Consider the following 14629-nt stretch of genomic DNA (forward strand, 5'->3'; position numbering starts at 1 on the left):
GAGAGTGTCCATCACCCCCGGCGGGCGAGGTCAAGCAACCGGCCCAGCTCGTTATCGGCCAGCGCCGCCCGCGCGCGCCCCCACTTCGACGCGGCCTCGCCCCAGTAGTCGAAGTCGCTGCCGGGCCTGGCGAGCAGGCCGTGGTGGATGCAGAACCACAGCGTCCAGGTGAAGTTCGACATGATCGAGAACAGCCGCGTCCGCGCGAGCAGGCCGGGCCGGAACTCCTCGCCGAAGTACGACCGCGCCAGCAGTTCGGTCAGCTCCGAAGTGAACTGGGACTCCGCCGCGATGTTGCCCAGCTCGAAGCCGGGGTCGTTCATCCCGCTCAGCTGGTAGTCGACGATGCGCACGCGGTCGCCGGTGTCGATGAAGTTCTCCGCCAGGAGATCGTTGTGGCACGGCACCTTCGGCAGCGGATTCGCCGACAGTGCCGCGCGCACGTCCTCGACGAGCGGCAGGTGATCGCGGTAGTCCTCGGGCGTGGTCAGCCCGTGCCGCTCGCACAGCCCGAGCAGCTCGGCGAGCTTGTCGAAGATGTCCATGTCGTTGACGAACGGCCGCGTCCCGGTGTGCAGCGCGCGCACAGCGGTGGCGATCTTCGGGATGCGCGCGGACTCACGCACGGCGGCGGCGCACAACGTGGTGCCGGGCAGGTACTCCAGCACCAGCGTCGGCGGTTCGTCCAGCACGTGCAGCACGGCGGGGCCGACGCCGGACTCCGCGGCGCGCACGGTGTTGGCGATCTCCTGCTCCAACGGAACGCCGAGCCCGGCGGTGGAGACGGCGGGGTCGAGCACCCGCACGATGAACTCGGTGCCGTCCACCCTGACCAGGCCGACCTGGTGACTGAGCCCGCCGGTGAGCGGCAACCGCTCGACGGACTTCCCCGCCCAGCCGGGCACAAGGTCGAGCACGTCGGAAACAGTCGCCGTCATCGCGCGTCCTCCCCCAGCCGGGAACCGTCGAGTGTCTTGCGGGTGATCGTCTGCGTCAAGGCGTTCCCCCGCGCGCGGCAGGCCGGTACGAATGGGGTGTGGCCACGGACCGAAAGCTCCCCGCCCGCGCCCGCGTCGTCGTGATCGGCGGTGGCGTCGGCGGCACGAGCATCGCCTACCACCTCGCCGAACTGGGCGAACGCGATGTCGTGCTGCTCGACCGCGCCGAGCTGACCAGCGGCTCCACCTTCCACTCCGCCGGGCTGGTCGGCCAGCTGCGCGCGGACCCGACGCTGACCAGGATGAACACCTATTCGGCTGAGCTGTACGCGAAGCTGGAGGCGGGTGCGAACCCCGTCGGCTGGGTGCCCTGCGGCGGCATCCGGCTCGCCTGCACGCCGGAGCGCTTGCAGGAGACCCGGCGGCAGATCGGCTGGGCGCGCACCTTCGACCTGCCGTTGCGCGAGATCTCCGCCGCTGAGGCCAAAGAGCTGTTCCCGCTGATGAGCACCGACGGCGTGCTCGGCGGCTCGTACCTGCCGACCGACGGCTACGTGGACCCCTCGCAGCTGACGTACTCGCTGGCCGCGGGCGCACGAGCCGGGGGCGTGCAGATCTTCACCAAGACGCGCGTGCTCGGCATCGATCTGCGCGACGGGCGGGTGCACCGCGTGCGAACCGACTCCGGCGAGATCGAGGCGGAGATCGTGGTGAACTGCGGTGGCATGTTCGCCGCCGAGATCGGGCGGATGGTGGGCGTCCGCGTGCCGATCGTGCCGATGTCGCACCAGTACCTGGTCACCGATCCGGTGCGCGAGCGCGACGGCTCGCACCTGCCGACGCTGCGCGATCCGGACAACCTCGTGTACTGGCGCGAGGAGGTCGACGGGCTGCTGATGGGCGGCTACGAGCGCGATTCCCGGCCGTGGGCGCAGAGCGGCTCAGCGTTCGAGGCGATTCCCAGTGACTTCAACGGAAAACTGCTCTCCGAGGACTGGGACCGGTTCACCGAGATCGGCGCCAACGCCGAGGCGCGCGTGCCGGTGATGGGCACGATCGGCGTCCGCCGCATGATCAACGGGCCGGAGGCGTTCACCCCGGACAACGAGTTCTGCCTGGGAGAGACCGAGGTCGGCGGGTTCTTCGTCGCGGCGGGGTTCTGCGCGCACGGCATCGCGGGCGCGGGCGGCGTCGGCAAGGTGATGGCGGAGTGGATCGTCAGCGGTGATCCCGGCCTCGACGTCTCGCACATGGACATCCGGCGCTTCGGCAAGCACTACGGCTCGCCGAGCTACACCCGCAAGCGCGTCGTGGAGAACTACGAGACCTACTACGACATCCCCTACCCGCACCGCGAGCGCTCGGCGGGACGGCCGCTGCGCGTGTCCCCCGCGTACTCGTGGCACGTCGAGCACGGCGCGAGCTTCGGCGAGAAGTCCGGCTGGGAAAGGGTGAACCACTACGAGTCCAATGTGGACGGTGGAGACGCCTCGCTCCGGCCGCACGATTGGGCGGGGCGCAACTGGTCGCCCGCGATCGGCGCCGAGCACCTCGCCACCCGCGAGCGCGCCGGACTGTTCGACGAGTCCTCGTTCTCGAAGATCTCGGTCAGCGGGCGCGGCGCCGCAGAACTGCTGAACTGGTTGTGCGCCAACGATGTCGCGCGCGAGATCGGCGCGGTGACCTACACCCAGGCGCTGAACGCGCGCGGTGGCATCGAGTGCGACTTCACGGTCACCCGCCTCGCCGAGGACGAGTTCATGATCGTCACGGGCACGGCCTTCGGCTCGCACGACATCGGCTGGCTGCGCAGGCACGCGGGCGCCGACGTCCGGATCGCCGACGTGACCGGGCAGTTCGCCTGCTTCGCGCTCTGGGGGCCGCGCGCCCGCGACATCCTCGCCCCGCTCACCCCCGCCGACCTCGGCAACGAGGCGTTCCCGTACCTGACCGCGCAGGAGACCACCGTCGGCGACGTTCCCGTGCGCGCGCTGCGCGTGACCTTCGTCGGCGAGCTCGGCTGGGAGCTGTACTGCTCGGCCGAGTACGGCGCCGCGCTCTGGCGGACGCTCTGGGCGGCGGGTGCGGAGCACGGCCTGGTCGCGGGCGGTTACCGGGCGATCGACAGCCTGCGGCTGGAGAAGGGCTACCGGCTCTGGGGCTCCGACCTCTCCCCCGAGGTTCACCCGTACGAGGCAGGGCTCGGGTTCTGCGTGAAGCTCGACAAGCCGTTCCTCGGCCGCGACGCCCTGCTCTCCGCGAGGGAGCGCGGGCTGACCAGGAAGCTCGCCTGCCTGGTGCTCGGCGACCCGCGTCACGTGGTGCTCGGCAGCGAGCCCGTTCGCGTCGACGGCAAGGTGCTGACCAGGGTCACATCGGGCGGCTACGGCTACACCGTCGGCGCGTCCATCGCCTACGCGTACCTGCCCGTTGAGCTGGCCGAACCGGGCACGCGCGCCGAGGTCGAGCTGTTCGGCACCTGGGTACCGGCCGTTGTGTCCAAGCAACCGCTGTTCGATCCCCGGGGAGAACGCGTTCGACAGTGAGCGACGGATCGGTACCTTCGGGACTCGTGAGCACCCCCAATCGAGCGACCACCGCGCACACCCTCTGTCCCGGCTGCCTGGGCATGCGGGAGCGCAGCGTCGGCCGCTGCGGCATCACCGAGGGCCGCCCGATCACCATGGACGAGATCCGCCCCTGCCGCTCCTGCGACGGCCGGGGCCGCTTCCCCGGCCTGGTGGCCCCCGTTTAGGGCCTGTCCTGTAAGTCATCGGGTTCGCCGGTCTTCAAGACCCGCAAACCCCCGCCCCAGCCGTCTCGAACGACGGCAAACCCCGCAAGGCCGCTGGGTTTGCGGCGGTTAACGATGATCAACAGAGGGGTTGGGGGGTCTTGAAGACACCCCAACCCCCCGGCGAGACCGTGACCGGAATGCGCAGCTCAACCGCTTACAGGACAGGTCCTAGGCGCGGGTGCGGGGGAGGCGGTCCCAGGTGGCGGCGTCGGCGGGGGTGTAGACCCGGATCCGCAGGTCACCGGCTCCTTCGGCGACGAGTTCCTGGTTGACGAAGGTCAGCTCGCCCGCGCGGCCGTGGTCGAAGCGCAGGTTGCTCGGGCTGGGGGCGATGACGTCGTGCCGTCCCCACAGCTCGCGGAACTCCTCGCTCAGCTCGGAGAGCCTGCGGATGTCCTCGCCCCACTCCGGGTCGTCGACGTGCCGCGCGTACTCCGCGCGCAGCCGCCCGATGAAGTAGGGCACCACCTCGTCGTAGTTGGTGATGCGTTGGCGGGCCAGTGGCTCGGTGACGCAGCACCACAGCAGGTTCTTGTGCACGCACGGCAGGCTGTGCCAGCCGCTGAACAGCTCGGTGTGCGCGTCGTTGGCCTCGATCACGTCGAAGCGCGAGTTGACCAGCACGGCGGGCACGGGGTCGAGCGAGCGCAGGACGATCAGCACGGACTCCGGGACCTCGGTGGTCGGCGCGGTGAAGCGGACCGGCGTGGCCTCGGCGAGGTCGTAGAGGTGCAGGCGCGCGGGCGCGTCGAGCAGCAGGGTGCGCGCGATGGCGTCGAGCACCTGGTAGCTGGCGTTGATCGGCCGCCCCTGCTCGAGCCACGTGTACCAGGTCAGGCCGACACCGGCGAGCAGCGCGACCTCCTCGCGGCGCAGGCCGGCGGTCCGGCGTCGCCCGCCCGGTTCCAGGCCGACGTCGGTGGGGTCGATCCGCGCTCGCCGTGCCTTGAGGAACTCGGCGAGCGCCGTGCGGCGGCGGGTGCCCGGTCGCTCCGTCGTGGTCACGGTACGAGTGTGGCACCGAGGTACGACAGAACGAAGGTGGTAGTGGGACTACCAGCATCGTTGGGCTCTCGGTAGCGCCCGGACCGGGCGCGCACGGTGGTCGTCATGACCGTTCTCGACCCGTCCCCCGCTCTCCCCGACCGCCGTAGCTGGTTACTGCTCGGCACCCTGTTGCTCGGTCAGTTCATGGCGCTGCTCGACGTCACGATCGTCAACGTCGCCCTGTCCAGCATCCGCGCGGACCTGGCCGCCTCCGGCAGCGAGTTGCAGCTCGTCGTCGCGGGCTACACGGTCAGCTACGCCACGTTGTTGATCACCGGAGCGCGGCTCGGCGCCCTGTTCGGCACGCGCAGGCTGTTCCGGACGGGAGTCCTGATCTTCACCGCGACCTCGCTGCTGTGCGGCCTCGCCCCGACGGCCGCGGCGCTGGTGGTCGCGCGGTTCGCCCAGGGCGCGGGTGCGGCGCTGATGATGCCGCAGGTCATGAGCGTCATCCAGCTGCGGTTCGCCGGGGCGGCGCGGGCGAAGGCGCTGTCCGCGTACTCGGCGGTGATCGCGACCGGCGGCGTCGCGGGCATGCTCGTCGGTGGGGCGCTGATCGACGCCGACCTGTTCGGGCTGGGCTGGCGGCCGGTCTTCCTGATCAACGTGCCGATCGGCATCGCGGTGTTCGCCCTGGTCAAGCGGGTGGCTCCAGCTGACACCCCTTCCGGCGCGCGCAGGCTGGACCTGGTCGGGCTCGCGCTGTCCTTGCCGGGAGTGCTGCTCGTCGTGACACCGCTGGTGCTCGGGCACGAGCAGGGCTGGCCCGGGTGGGCGTTCCCGGCGATGGCGGTCGGCGTGCTGCTGCTGGTGATCTTCGTCCGTGTGCAGCGCCGGGTGCCGCACCCGCTGCTCAACCTCGATGTGCTCCGCGTTCCCGGAGTGCGCTCCGGCCTCGTGACGCTCGCACTGGCGACGATGGCCTACGGCGCGTTCCTGTTCAGCACGGCGCTGCACCTCCAGGTCGGCCTCGGCGACAGCCCCTCGCGCGCCGCGCTGATCTTCACGGCGTTCGGGCTGCCGTTCGGCCTCGCCAGCTTCTACTGGCAGCGGCTGCCCCAGCGGTGGCACCGCTGGCTGACCCCGGTGGGCCTGGCGGTCGCCACGCTCTCCTGCCTCGCCGTCGCGGTGGGCTTCGGTTCCGGCGGCCACGGCGGCCTGACCACGCTCATCGCGTTCGCTGTCTGGGGCGCGACGATCGGCGCCGGGTTCAGCCCGCTGCTGAGCAACTCGCTGCGCAACGTGCCCCCGGCCGAGGCCGCCGACGCCAGCGGACTGCTGACCACGACCTTGCAGCTCAGCCAGGTCGTCGGCGTCGCCGCGTTCGGAACCGTGTTCCTGGGACTCGCGCCCAGCTCCCACGCCATCTCGGTGACGCTCGCGCTGCTCTCCGGACTGCTCGTCCTCGGCTCCGTCAGCGGCCTGGCGCTGTCCAGGGCCGTGCGCTAGTCAGCGGGTACGTGGTCGGCGACGTGCCGGGCGATCTCCAGCGCGCTGGTCGCGGCGGGGGACGGCGCGTTGAGCACGTGCACCTGGCGCGGCGCGGTCTCGATCAGGAAGTCGTCGACGAGGCTGCCGTCGGGGTTGACCGCCTGCGCGCGCACGCCGGACTCCGCGGGCACCAGGTCGTCGGCGGTGATCGCCGGGACCAGGCGCGCGAGGCTCGCGGCGAAGCGCTTGCGGGAGACCGAGCGCGCCACCTCGTCGAAGCCGGTGCGCACGTGCTTGCGGGCCATCCGCCAGAACCCGGGGAAGGCGAGCGTTCCGGCGAGGTCGCGGGGCGTCACGTCGCGGCGGCGGTAGCCCTCGCGGCGCAGCGCGAGCACGGCGTTGGGGCCCGCGTGCACCGAACCGTCGAGCATGCGGGTCAGGTGCACGCCGAGGAACGGGAAGGCGGGGTCGGGGACCGGGTAGATCAGCCCGCGCACCAGATCGCGGCGGTCGGCGCGCAGTTCGTAGTACTCGCCGCGGAAGGGCACGATCCGAGCGGAGGGGCGCAATCCGGCCATCCGCGCGACGCGGTCGCTGTGCAGTCCCGCGCAGTTGACCAGGTAGTCGGCCTTGATGTCGCCGTCCGTGGTCTCCAGCACCACACCGTCCACAGTGGACGAGATCCCGCGAACCGTTGTGCCGGTGCGCAGATCGGCGTCGCGGGCGCGCACGCGCTTGACCAGCGCCGAGCACACCTCGCGGTAGTCGATCACGCCGGTGCTCTTCACGTGCAGCGCGGCGACGCAGAACGCCTCGGGCTCGATCTGCATCGCGTCGGCGGCGTCGAGGAAGTCGGCGGGCACGCCGTTGGCGGTGGCGCGCTCCTCCAGCACCCGCAGGCGGGGCAGCTCCGACGGCGAGGTCGCCACGACGAGCTTGCCGCAGACGTCGACCTCGATCCCGTTGCGGCGCGCGAACTCCACCATCGACGCGTTGCCCGCGACGCACATCTTCGCCTTGTGGCTACCGGGCTTGTAGTAGAGCCCCGCGTGGATGACGCCGCTGTTGCGCCCGGTCTGGTGGGTGGCCCAGTCGGACTCCTTCTCCAGCACCGTGACCGTGTGACCGCGAACCGTCGCCAGTTCGTGCGCAACAGCAAGGCCGACGATGCCCCCACCGACTACCGCGACGTGCACGTGCGGCTCAGACCTTGGTTGTCGCGGGGCGACGCGCGGCCTTGCGGTGCCTGCGCCGCACGCTGACCAGGCCGACGCCCATGTACCAGACGTCGGCGAGCTTGATCCGGGTCCCGTGCTCGCCGTGCGATGCGCGCAGGCTCACCGGCACCTCGACCGTGCGCACGCCCTGCCGCTCGGCGATGTAGATCAGCTCGGTGGTGAGCAGGAAACCCTTCTCCTCCAGCCGAACCGCGACCTCGCGGGCCCAGTCGCCGTTGAGCACGAAGGTGCCCTGCGGGTCGCGGGTGCGCATGCCGAGCACCAGGGTGCGCAGCACGAGGAAGCCGTTGGTGGCCACCCAGCGGACGAGGCCGCGACCGACCTGGGACTGCGGGTGCGCCTTGGAACCGACCACGACGGGGAAGCGGTTCAGGTCGACCTTGATGCCCGCGTCGTACTCGTCGAAGCCGAAGGGCAGGTCGTCGGCGGTGGTCACGACGACCTCGCCGCGCGAGGAGAGCAGGCCGAGCTTCAGCGCGTTGCCGAGCCCCTTCTCACTGCTGAGCGAGCGGAACTCGACACCGGGGACCGCCCAGTTCGCCGCGATGCGCGCGAGGACCTCGGGGGTCTCGTCGGTGGAACCGTTCTCCACCACCAGGATCTCGGCGTTACCACCGCTGAATCTCTCACCGAGCTCCCGCACGGTCGCTTCGATGATGGCCGCGCAGTTGTGCGCGGGCACCACGTAGCTGAGTGAGATGGTGGTCCCTGAAGTCGGCACTGGAGCTCCCTGGCACGATATGGCCGCCGGAGGACGTGAAAGTCCGGCTACGGCGGCCCAGACCTTACACGCAGCCGCGGTGGGCCCTTCCGCAGCTGACCCGCGACGGGCCCTGTGCCAGAACGACCAGGTTGCGCGCGGCGCAGCCCCAGGAAGGACCCCCGTGACGGCGACGGAGACCCGCGGTGACGCGGCCGCCCCTCCCCCAGCGCAGGCGCACCGCCACCAGCAGGCGGAGCGGCTGAGCAGCCTGCGCACCCCGCTGGTGGTGTCCGTGGTTGTCGGCCTGCTCGCGCTGTTCCCGCTGATCAAGAACCCGATCTTCTACTTCTGGGACGACTCGGCCGCGGCCTTCCTGCCGTACTGGCACGAGATCGGCAAGCAGCTGCTCTCCGGCGACTGGCCGGTGCTGCGCCCGGACATGTGGATGGGCGGCAACCTCGCCGGTGAGGCGCAGATCAGCCTGTGGAACCCGGTCTCGCTGCTGAACTACGCGCTGGTCGCGACGCTGCCCGACCTGGCGCTCGCGGCCACCGTCGTCAAGGTCGAGTTCCTGATCGTGCTCGCGCTCGGCGTCTACTTCCTGGCCCGCGAGTACGGCGCGAAGGAGTTCGCGGCGGCGATCGTGGCGATCTCCCTGCCCGTTTCGGGCTACACGCTCTACGTCGACGCTTCGGCCTGGGTCGCAGGGTTGATCGGATTCGCTTACCTGACGCACTTCTGGTGGTCGCTGCGCCGGTTCTCCCGAGGGCTGCTCAACCCGATCGTGCCGTTCGCCTTCGGCGCGCTGGCGATGACCACCGGCAACCCCTACGGCGCGCTCGGCGTGATCATCGTGCTGCTGGTGATCGGCGTGGAACGCTTGCTGATCAAGGACATCAAGCGGTTCTGGCAGATCGTCATGCTGGGCGGTTCGGTCGGAATGACCGGTTTGGTGGCGTTCCTGCCGCTGCTGACCGGTGCCGCCGTCACCTGGCGCAAGCCCGCCGGCATCTCCAACAGCGGCTTCATGGTCCCGGGGATCGGCGACCTGGCCACGATGTCCTCGCCGACCTACCAGCCGCGCGTGGAGATGTTCGACCCCACGTTCACCACGTTCCCGATGACCTACCTCGCGTGGTTCATCCTGCCGCTCGCGCCGTGGCTGTCCTGGCGCGCGATGCGGGCGGGGCTGCGCACGCGCTTCGGACTGTTCCTGTTCGGCACGATCTACCTGTTGATGGCGATCGCGCCGTCCGACCTGTGGCTGTTCCGCTGGCCCGCGCGGCTGACGCAGTACGTGTTCCTGCCGGTGCTCGTGCTGGTGGCCATCGCGCTGTCGGTGGGCTTGCGCACGAGCCAGTGGCGGCGCAGGGCGCTCGGCTCGGCCGCGATCATCTTCGTCGGCACCTACCAGGCGTGGGCGAACACCCCGCAGAACATCGAGTGGCACGCGCCCGCCTTCGTGCTGGTCTCGGCGGGCACGGCGGCGGCGGTGTGGGTGGTGATGAAGAACCGCGCGAAGCTGCTGCCCCCCGTGCTCGTCGCCGGGACCGCGCTGGTGCTGCTGTTGCAGGTGCTGGTGATGCCGCAGAACGGCAACTTCACGCCGTGGTACTTCCCGACCAACGTGGCCGAGCTGAAGGAGCGCTTCGCCGACCGCTACACCGGGAACACCTTGCAGATCGCGGAGATCGGCCCCGCCATCGGGCGGCACGGCTACAGCCCGGACGGCGCGTGGCGCGACCTGCTGTTCGGCAACATGTACCACGTGGCCGGGGTGAAGGCGCAGAACAGCTACACCGGTATCGGCTTCACCTCCTTCGCCGACGAGCTCGACATGGAGTACCACGGCGGCACGCAACCCGAGGCCTACCAACGGTTGTGGCAGAAGGAGCAGGCCAACGGCGGCAAGACGCTCGCCGACCTGATGCGCCTGGAGACCGTCGTGGTCCTCAACGACTACGTCCCGGACTTCAACCCGGCGAAGCCGCCTGCAGGCTGGTCGGTCCAGCAGACCACGCACATCGTGAACGTGTTGCACCGCAACGGAAAGATCGAGTGGCCGGACGGGCGGCTGTCCTACGCCGCGCCCGGCGTGCGGGTCAGCGAGGACCGCTCGACCGGGTTCACCGGCGAGACCGTGAAGTACTCCGGCGGCGGCAAGGTGACCTTCGCGATGCTGGCCTGGCCGGGGTGGAAGGCCACCGTCGACGGCAAGCCGGTCGAGGTGAAGCAGGGACCCGCCGGCCTGGTCCAGCTGGAGCTGCCGCAGGCCGCCAACGGCACCGTGGTGCTGAGCTACTTCCCGCCGGGCTGGGGCCTCGGCATCCCGCTGCTGGGCGTCGGACTGCTCCTCGGCGCCGGGTTCAGCGTGCTGTACGCCGTGCGCAAGCGCCGCGACCGCGCGAGCGCCTGACCCCCGCTGCGCTGGCCCGGTCCGTCAGGCGACGGGCTGGGCCAGGTGGCGGGCGACGAGCTCTTCGAGGCCGAGCTGGTGGCGGCGCACGAGGTCCGCGGTGTCACCGGCCAAGCGCAGTTCGCCACCGTCGAGCACGACGAGGTAGTCGCAGAGCTGCTCCAGGTCGGCGACCGAGCGCGCGGACACCACGACGGTGCACCCGGTCTCGGCCTGTGCCGCCAGTAGCGCGGAGAAGGTTTCCTTGCGCGCCAACGGATCCAAGCCCGTCACCGGCACATCGAGGATGAGCAGCTCCGGCGTGGTGGCCAGCGCGACGGTGAGCGCGAGCTGGGCGCGCTGACCGCAGGAGAGCTCGCCGACCTTGGAGTCGACGGAGATCCCGTGCTCGCGCAGCCGGTCCTCGGCGATGCTCTGCGTCCACCGCACGTTGAACAGCCGCGCGGCGGTGAGCAGGTCCGCCACCTTGAAGTTGCGGCAGAGCGCGTCCTCTTCGGCGATGTGGGCGACCCGCTCCAGCACGCTGGTGGGTCCGACCCGCTCGCCGAGCAGCTCCAGTTCGCCCTCGGTGGGGTGCAGCAGGCCGACCATCATGTTCATCAGGGTGGACTTGCCAGCGCCCTCGGGGCCGACGACGCCGACCACCCGCCCGGCCGGAACCCGCAGGGTGCAGTCCCGAAGAGCCCACTTGTTGCCGTACCGCCTGCCGAGGTTCCTCGTGGCGATCGCTGTCTCGGTCATCGCGGGTATGCCTTCCGCGCCGGAGTCCGATTACTACGTGCGGTCACACAGCGTAGAACTGCACCCATTCGGCGTATAGACCGGGGTCAGGTTCTCAAATATCGGAGGGCCTGCCTGGGCGCGCTCCGGGCACGTACGGCAACAGGGCCCGCGTGTACCTGGTGATGCGGTCGGAGCCTTCCTGCCAGGTCGTGCCCTTGGGGAAGGTGGAGAACACCACCACGATGCTGCGGTCGTCCTTGCCGACCGTGCCGGTGGTGTGCAGCAGCGGACTGCTGAGGTCGACCACGTCCTCCTTGGCGGCGGGCACCGGCGGACCGGCCGGCGTCCGCGCGGCGCCGAGCGAGCAGTCCTGACCGGGCGGCGGGGTGGCGCCCCACGCGGACCAACCCTGCTTCGCGCTCCACGGCTTGCCGAATGCGCGCGGGATTCCAAAGGACTGGTTCCAGGCGTCCTCGCCGCACTTCTCCCACGTGTGGATGTTGGTCATGATGAAGTCGCGGTACTTCGCGGGCGCGTCGTCGAGAATGTGCCGGTAGACGCGCACGACATCGTGCGGGGTGAGCGAGGTGTAGCCCCACATCCCGGGCTTCTCCGGCGGATTCGTGCCCTTCAGGCCGATTCGCTCCACCATGCGCTTGACGATGTCGGTGTAGCCGCCGCGCACCCAGAACACGCTCGCCGCGTAGTCCCAGCTCCCGCGCAGCATCGCGCGCAGGTAGAGGATGTCGTTGCGCGCCTCGTCGGTCTTCGCCTTCTCCAGCACCAGCTCGGGATCGCGCTGGTACATGTGGTCGAGCGCGATGAGCAGCTTGACCACCGACGCGGCGCGGAACGGTTTGTCCGCGTCCCGCTCGACCGTGAACCGGTCGCGCTGGCGGTCGTAGACGGCGACCGCCGCGGTCATGTCCGGCTTGGCGGATTCGAGCGGTTCGGCGAGGGCCGAGGGCGAGAAACCGGCGACGAGGGCGGCGGTGACAAGGAGGACAGGGAGGACAACGGGGCGGCGCACGCCGAGAAGATAGTGCAATCAGCACAAAAAGGCTGAACGTGAGCGATTTTTCCTTCGAATCTCGCCGAAGTGCGAATTCACGGACAACCGGAACGCCTCTTCGAAGCTGTAAGGAGCATGGTTGTCTCCTTGGCCGCGCGGGCACGGTCCGCGGCACTGCCCGCCTCTTGGCGGCGGCCCGCCGCGCACGCCGCCTGGGTGCTGCTGCTCAGCGGCTGGGCGGTCGCGCGGATCGGCCGGTTCGGGTTCCACCCGACCGACCAGGGCTTCACGCTGGCGCTGAGCTGGCGGCTGCTGCACGGCGAGGTCCCGCACCGCGACGCCGTCTCGGCCCGGCCGCTGGCGTCGGCGCTGCTGCACACGCTGGACTTCGCGGTGCCCGGCCCGCTGTTCCTGACCTCCGCGATGATCGCGATGGTGCAGCTGGTGGTGGCCACGATCGCGCTGGCGACGCTGGTCACCGGGCGCTCCGTGCTCAGCTGGGGGCCGTTGGGCACCGGTCTGGTCGCGGCGGCGGCGCTGGTCAACCTGCACACGTTCCCGCTGATGGCCTGGCACACCATCGACGGCATCTTCCTCGTCGCCTGCGGCTGGTGGGCGCTGCGCGCGGGGTTGCGCTCGGGCGCGGCGCTGCCGAGGTACGGCGGGCTGTTCCTGGTCGGGATGGCCGCGTTCACCAAGCAGAGCTTCGTGTTCGCCGCCGCCCTCACGCTGACCTACCTGCTCGCACGGCACTCACTGTCCTTTTTGGACTTCCTGTGGACGAGCGCGTTCCCGTTGGCCTATATGGGTTTCGTCTCGCTCGCGGGCGGCTTCACGGCGATGGTCGAGCAGCTCGGCGGAGCGTCGGGCGCGTGGCCCCGGCGCGCGTTCACCGTCTGGGAGTCACCGGAGGCGGCGACGACGATGCTCTGGCTCGCCGCCTGCACTGCGGCACTGGTCCTGTTGCGGCGCAAAGAAATCGCCACGTTCCCGGCCGTGTTCGCCGCGGCGCTCGCGCTGCTCGTCGTCCTGCAGGGCGACATGCTCCGCGCGGGCGACTGGGGCATGGTGCTGCTGTGGGCGCTGGTCTTCGCCGTGGTGGCGCGCTGGGCGCTCGACGAGCGGGCGCCGCACGGAGCGGTGGCCGTGCTGGCGCTGGCGGCGATGTCCGCGCTCTCCTGGGGCTACGACTCGCCGACGCTGCTCGGCGGCTCGCTCGTGCTGAGCGTGCTGTGGTCGCTCACGCCCGAGCTGCCCAGGTGCTCACTGCGACCGGTGGCCGGGCTCGCGGTCGCGGCCGTTGTCCTGCTGGGCACGTCCAAGCTGGTCGCAGACGCCCACGACGCCTCGCCCTACCGCGACCAGCCGCAGCAGGAGCTGACCGCGAGCCTCGGCCTGATCGCCCCCGCGCTGAACGGGCTGCGCACCACGCCGTCGACGTACCGCTACGTCGCGCAGATCGCGGAGTGCGTGCGCGCCCACCCCGCCGGACGCGTCGCGGTGTTGCCGGACAACGCCTTCGCCTACCCGGCGCTCGGGTTGCGCAACCCGTTCCCACTGGACTGGCCACTGCCGCTGGAGCTCGTCGGCGACGCCAGGGAGCGCATGCTCGCCACGGTGCCGAAGCTGAACGCCCAGGGCGACTACCTCGTGCTGTTCCAGGAGACCGGCTACACCGACCTGGAGGCGAGGATCAGCGCCGGGCTGAACGGGCAGCGCATCACCTGCGGTCAGTTCACCGGAGTGTGGGCTCCTCAGCCCCTGGCGACGCAGTAGGCGTCGGCAGCGATGGGCTTCGCGAGGTGGGTCACAGTTCCGGTCGGTGCGTAGGATTCAACGAACTTGTGGTTTCCGAGGCCCTCGTAGAACTTCAGCTGGTGCTTCTTGGAGACCCAGACGTCGACGACCTTCGCGGTGTTGCCGAACTCGTTCACCTCGCAGGCAGCGGCCTCCTTGACCGCGCACTTCCAGCCGCGCATGTGCTTGCCTTTCTCGGTCCACTCCATGTTGAACGCGGCCTGCGGGTCCTTCACCAGCGCCGCGAACTGCGCGCACGCGGCGGGCATGCCCGCGGGTGCCGCGGCGGCGGTCCCGACGAGGCCTGCGGACAGGGCGGCGGCCGCGACAACGGGAACGAGAATTAAGCTGCGCATTTTTCCTCACAGGAACCAGTTCCAACGGGGACCCTGTCGACATTACTCACGCAAGCGATCTTGGCAATTGTCAAGAAAACGTCAATAGAATCGTTCGCAGCGAATTCGAGAATCACTCACAAAAACGAACGCGGCGGTGAGAACGAGTCTCACCGCCGCGTTCGCGCTGGT

General features: G+C 70.2%; 12 protein-coding genes. 5 read left to right on the plus strand and 7 right to left on the minus strand.

What is annotated here, in order from left to right:
- Window positions 1-11: 11 nt before the first annotated feature.
- Complete coding sequence (locus tag ABD798_RS07510; protein WP_344872015.1) at window positions 12-938, minus strand: phosphotransferase; 927 nt, start codon at window positions 936-938, stop codon at window positions 12-14.
- 98 nt (window positions 939-1036) lie between these two features.
- On the opposite strand from ABD798_RS07510, the gene ABD798_RS07515 reads away from it, so the two are divergent.
- The gene (locus tag ABD798_RS07515; protein WP_344872017.1) at window positions 1037-3484 is read left to right on the plus strand and encodes a GcvT family protein; all 2448 of its coding nucleotides are present in this window, start codon (window positions 1037-1039) and stop codon (window positions 3482-3484) included.
- Between the two features lie 26 nt (window positions 3485-3510).
- Complete coding sequence (locus tag ABD798_RS07520; RefSeq protein ID WP_344872019.1) at window positions 3511-3693, plus strand: hypothetical protein; 183 nt, start codon at window positions 3511-3513, stop codon at window positions 3691-3693.
- A gap of 210 nt (window positions 3694-3903) precedes the next feature.
- On the opposite strand, the gene ABD798_RS07525 is transcribed toward ABD798_RS07520, so the two are convergent.
- On the minus strand, window positions 3904-4740 hold the full coding sequence (locus ABD798_RS07525; protein ID WP_344872021.1) for a helix-turn-helix transcriptional regulator: 837 nt from the start codon (window positions 4738-4740) through the stop codon (window positions 3904-3906).
- A gap of 105 nt (window positions 4741-4845) precedes the next feature.
- Here ABD798_RS07525 and ABD798_RS07530 point away from each other — a divergent pair, with 105 nt between their 5' ends.
- The gene (locus tag ABD798_RS07530; protein ID WP_344872024.1) at window positions 4846-6231 is read left to right on the plus strand and encodes an MFS transporter; all 1386 of its coding nucleotides are present in this window, start codon (window positions 4846-4848) and stop codon (window positions 6229-6231) included.
- On the opposite strand, the gene lhgO is transcribed toward ABD798_RS07530, so the two are convergent.
- Window positions 6228-7409, minus strand: a complete 1182-nt coding sequence (gene lhgO, locus ABD798_RS07535) for an L-2-hydroxyglutarate oxidase (protein WP_344872026.1) — start codon at window positions 7407-7409, stop codon at window positions 6228-6230. The two genes, ABD798_RS07530 and lhgO, sit on opposite strands and share 4 nt — an antisense overlap.
- 7 nt (window positions 7410-7416) lie before the next feature.
- A complete protein-coding gene (locus ABD798_RS07540) occupies window positions 7417-8172 on the minus strand; it encodes a glycosyltransferase (protein WP_344872028.1) in 756 nt (251 codons plus the stop codon).
- 163 nt (window positions 8173-8335) lie between these two features.
- Here ABD798_RS07540 and ABD798_RS07545 point away from each other — a divergent pair, with 163 nt between their 5' ends.
- Window positions 8336-10570 (plus strand): hypothetical protein, encoded by a 2235-nt coding sequence (locus tag ABD798_RS07545; RefSeq protein WP_344872030.1) that lies wholly within the window; start codon window positions 8336-8338, stop codon window positions 10568-10570.
- Window positions 10571-10594: 24 nt separating this feature from the next.
- Here the strand turns inward: ABD798_RS07545 and ABD798_RS07550 are convergent, their stop codons facing one another.
- Window positions 10595-11311 (minus strand): ABC transporter ATP-binding protein, encoded by a 717-nt coding sequence (locus ABD798_RS07550; protein ID WP_344872032.1) that lies wholly within the window; start codon window positions 11309-11311, stop codon window positions 10595-10597.
- Between the two features lie 94 nt (window positions 11312-11405).
- The gene (locus tag ABD798_RS07555; RefSeq protein WP_344872034.1) at window positions 11406-12323 is read right to left on the minus strand and encodes a hypothetical protein; all 918 of its coding nucleotides are present in this window, start codon (window positions 12321-12323) and stop codon (window positions 11406-11408) included.
- A 117-nt stretch (window positions 12324-12440) separates the two neighbouring features.
- Here ABD798_RS07555 and ABD798_RS07560 point away from each other — a divergent pair, with 117 nt between their 5' ends.
- Entirely contained in the window at window positions 12441-14081 is a 1641-nt protein-coding gene (locus ABD798_RS07560) for a hypothetical protein (protein WP_344872036.1), read from the plus strand.
- Here ABD798_RS07560 and ABD798_RS07565 read toward each other — a convergent pair.
- On the minus strand, window positions 14060-14458 hold the full coding sequence (locus ABD798_RS07565) for a hypothetical protein (RefSeq protein ID WP_344872038.1): 399 nt from the start codon (window positions 14456-14458) through the stop codon (window positions 14060-14062). The genes ABD798_RS07560 and ABD798_RS07565 overlap by 22 nt on opposite strands.
- Between the last annotated feature and the right edge of the window lie 171 nt (window positions 14459-14629).

Source organism: Allokutzneria multivorans, from assembly GCF_039537405.1.
In the GTDB taxonomy this organism is placed as follows: domain Bacteria; phylum Actinomycetota; class Actinomycetes; order Mycobacteriales; family Pseudonocardiaceae; genus Allokutzneria; species Allokutzneria multivorans.

Excerpts from the sequence above, each read along its gene's own strand:
- ABD798_RS07560 (WP_344872036.1), top strand. The coding sequence starts at position 12,441 with ATGGTTGTCTCCTTGGCCGCGCGGGCACGGTCCGCGGCACTGCCCGCC.
- ABD798_RS07510 (WP_344872015.1), bottom strand. The coding sequence starts at position 938 with ATGACGGCGACTGTTTCCGACGTGCTCGACCTTGTGCCCGGCTGGGCG.
- ABD798_RS07550 (WP_344872032.1), bottom strand. The coding sequence starts at position 11,311 with ATGACCGAGACAGCGATCGCCACGAGGAACCTCGGCAGGCGGTACGGC.
- ABD798_RS07565 (WP_344872038.1), bottom strand. The coding sequence starts at position 14,458 with ATGCGCAGCTTAATTCTCGTTCCCGTTGTCGCGGCCGCCGCCCTGTCC.
- ABD798_RS07530 (WP_344872024.1), top strand. The coding sequence starts at position 4,846 with ATGACCGTTCTCGACCCGTCCCCCGCTCTCCCCGACCGCCGTAGCTGG.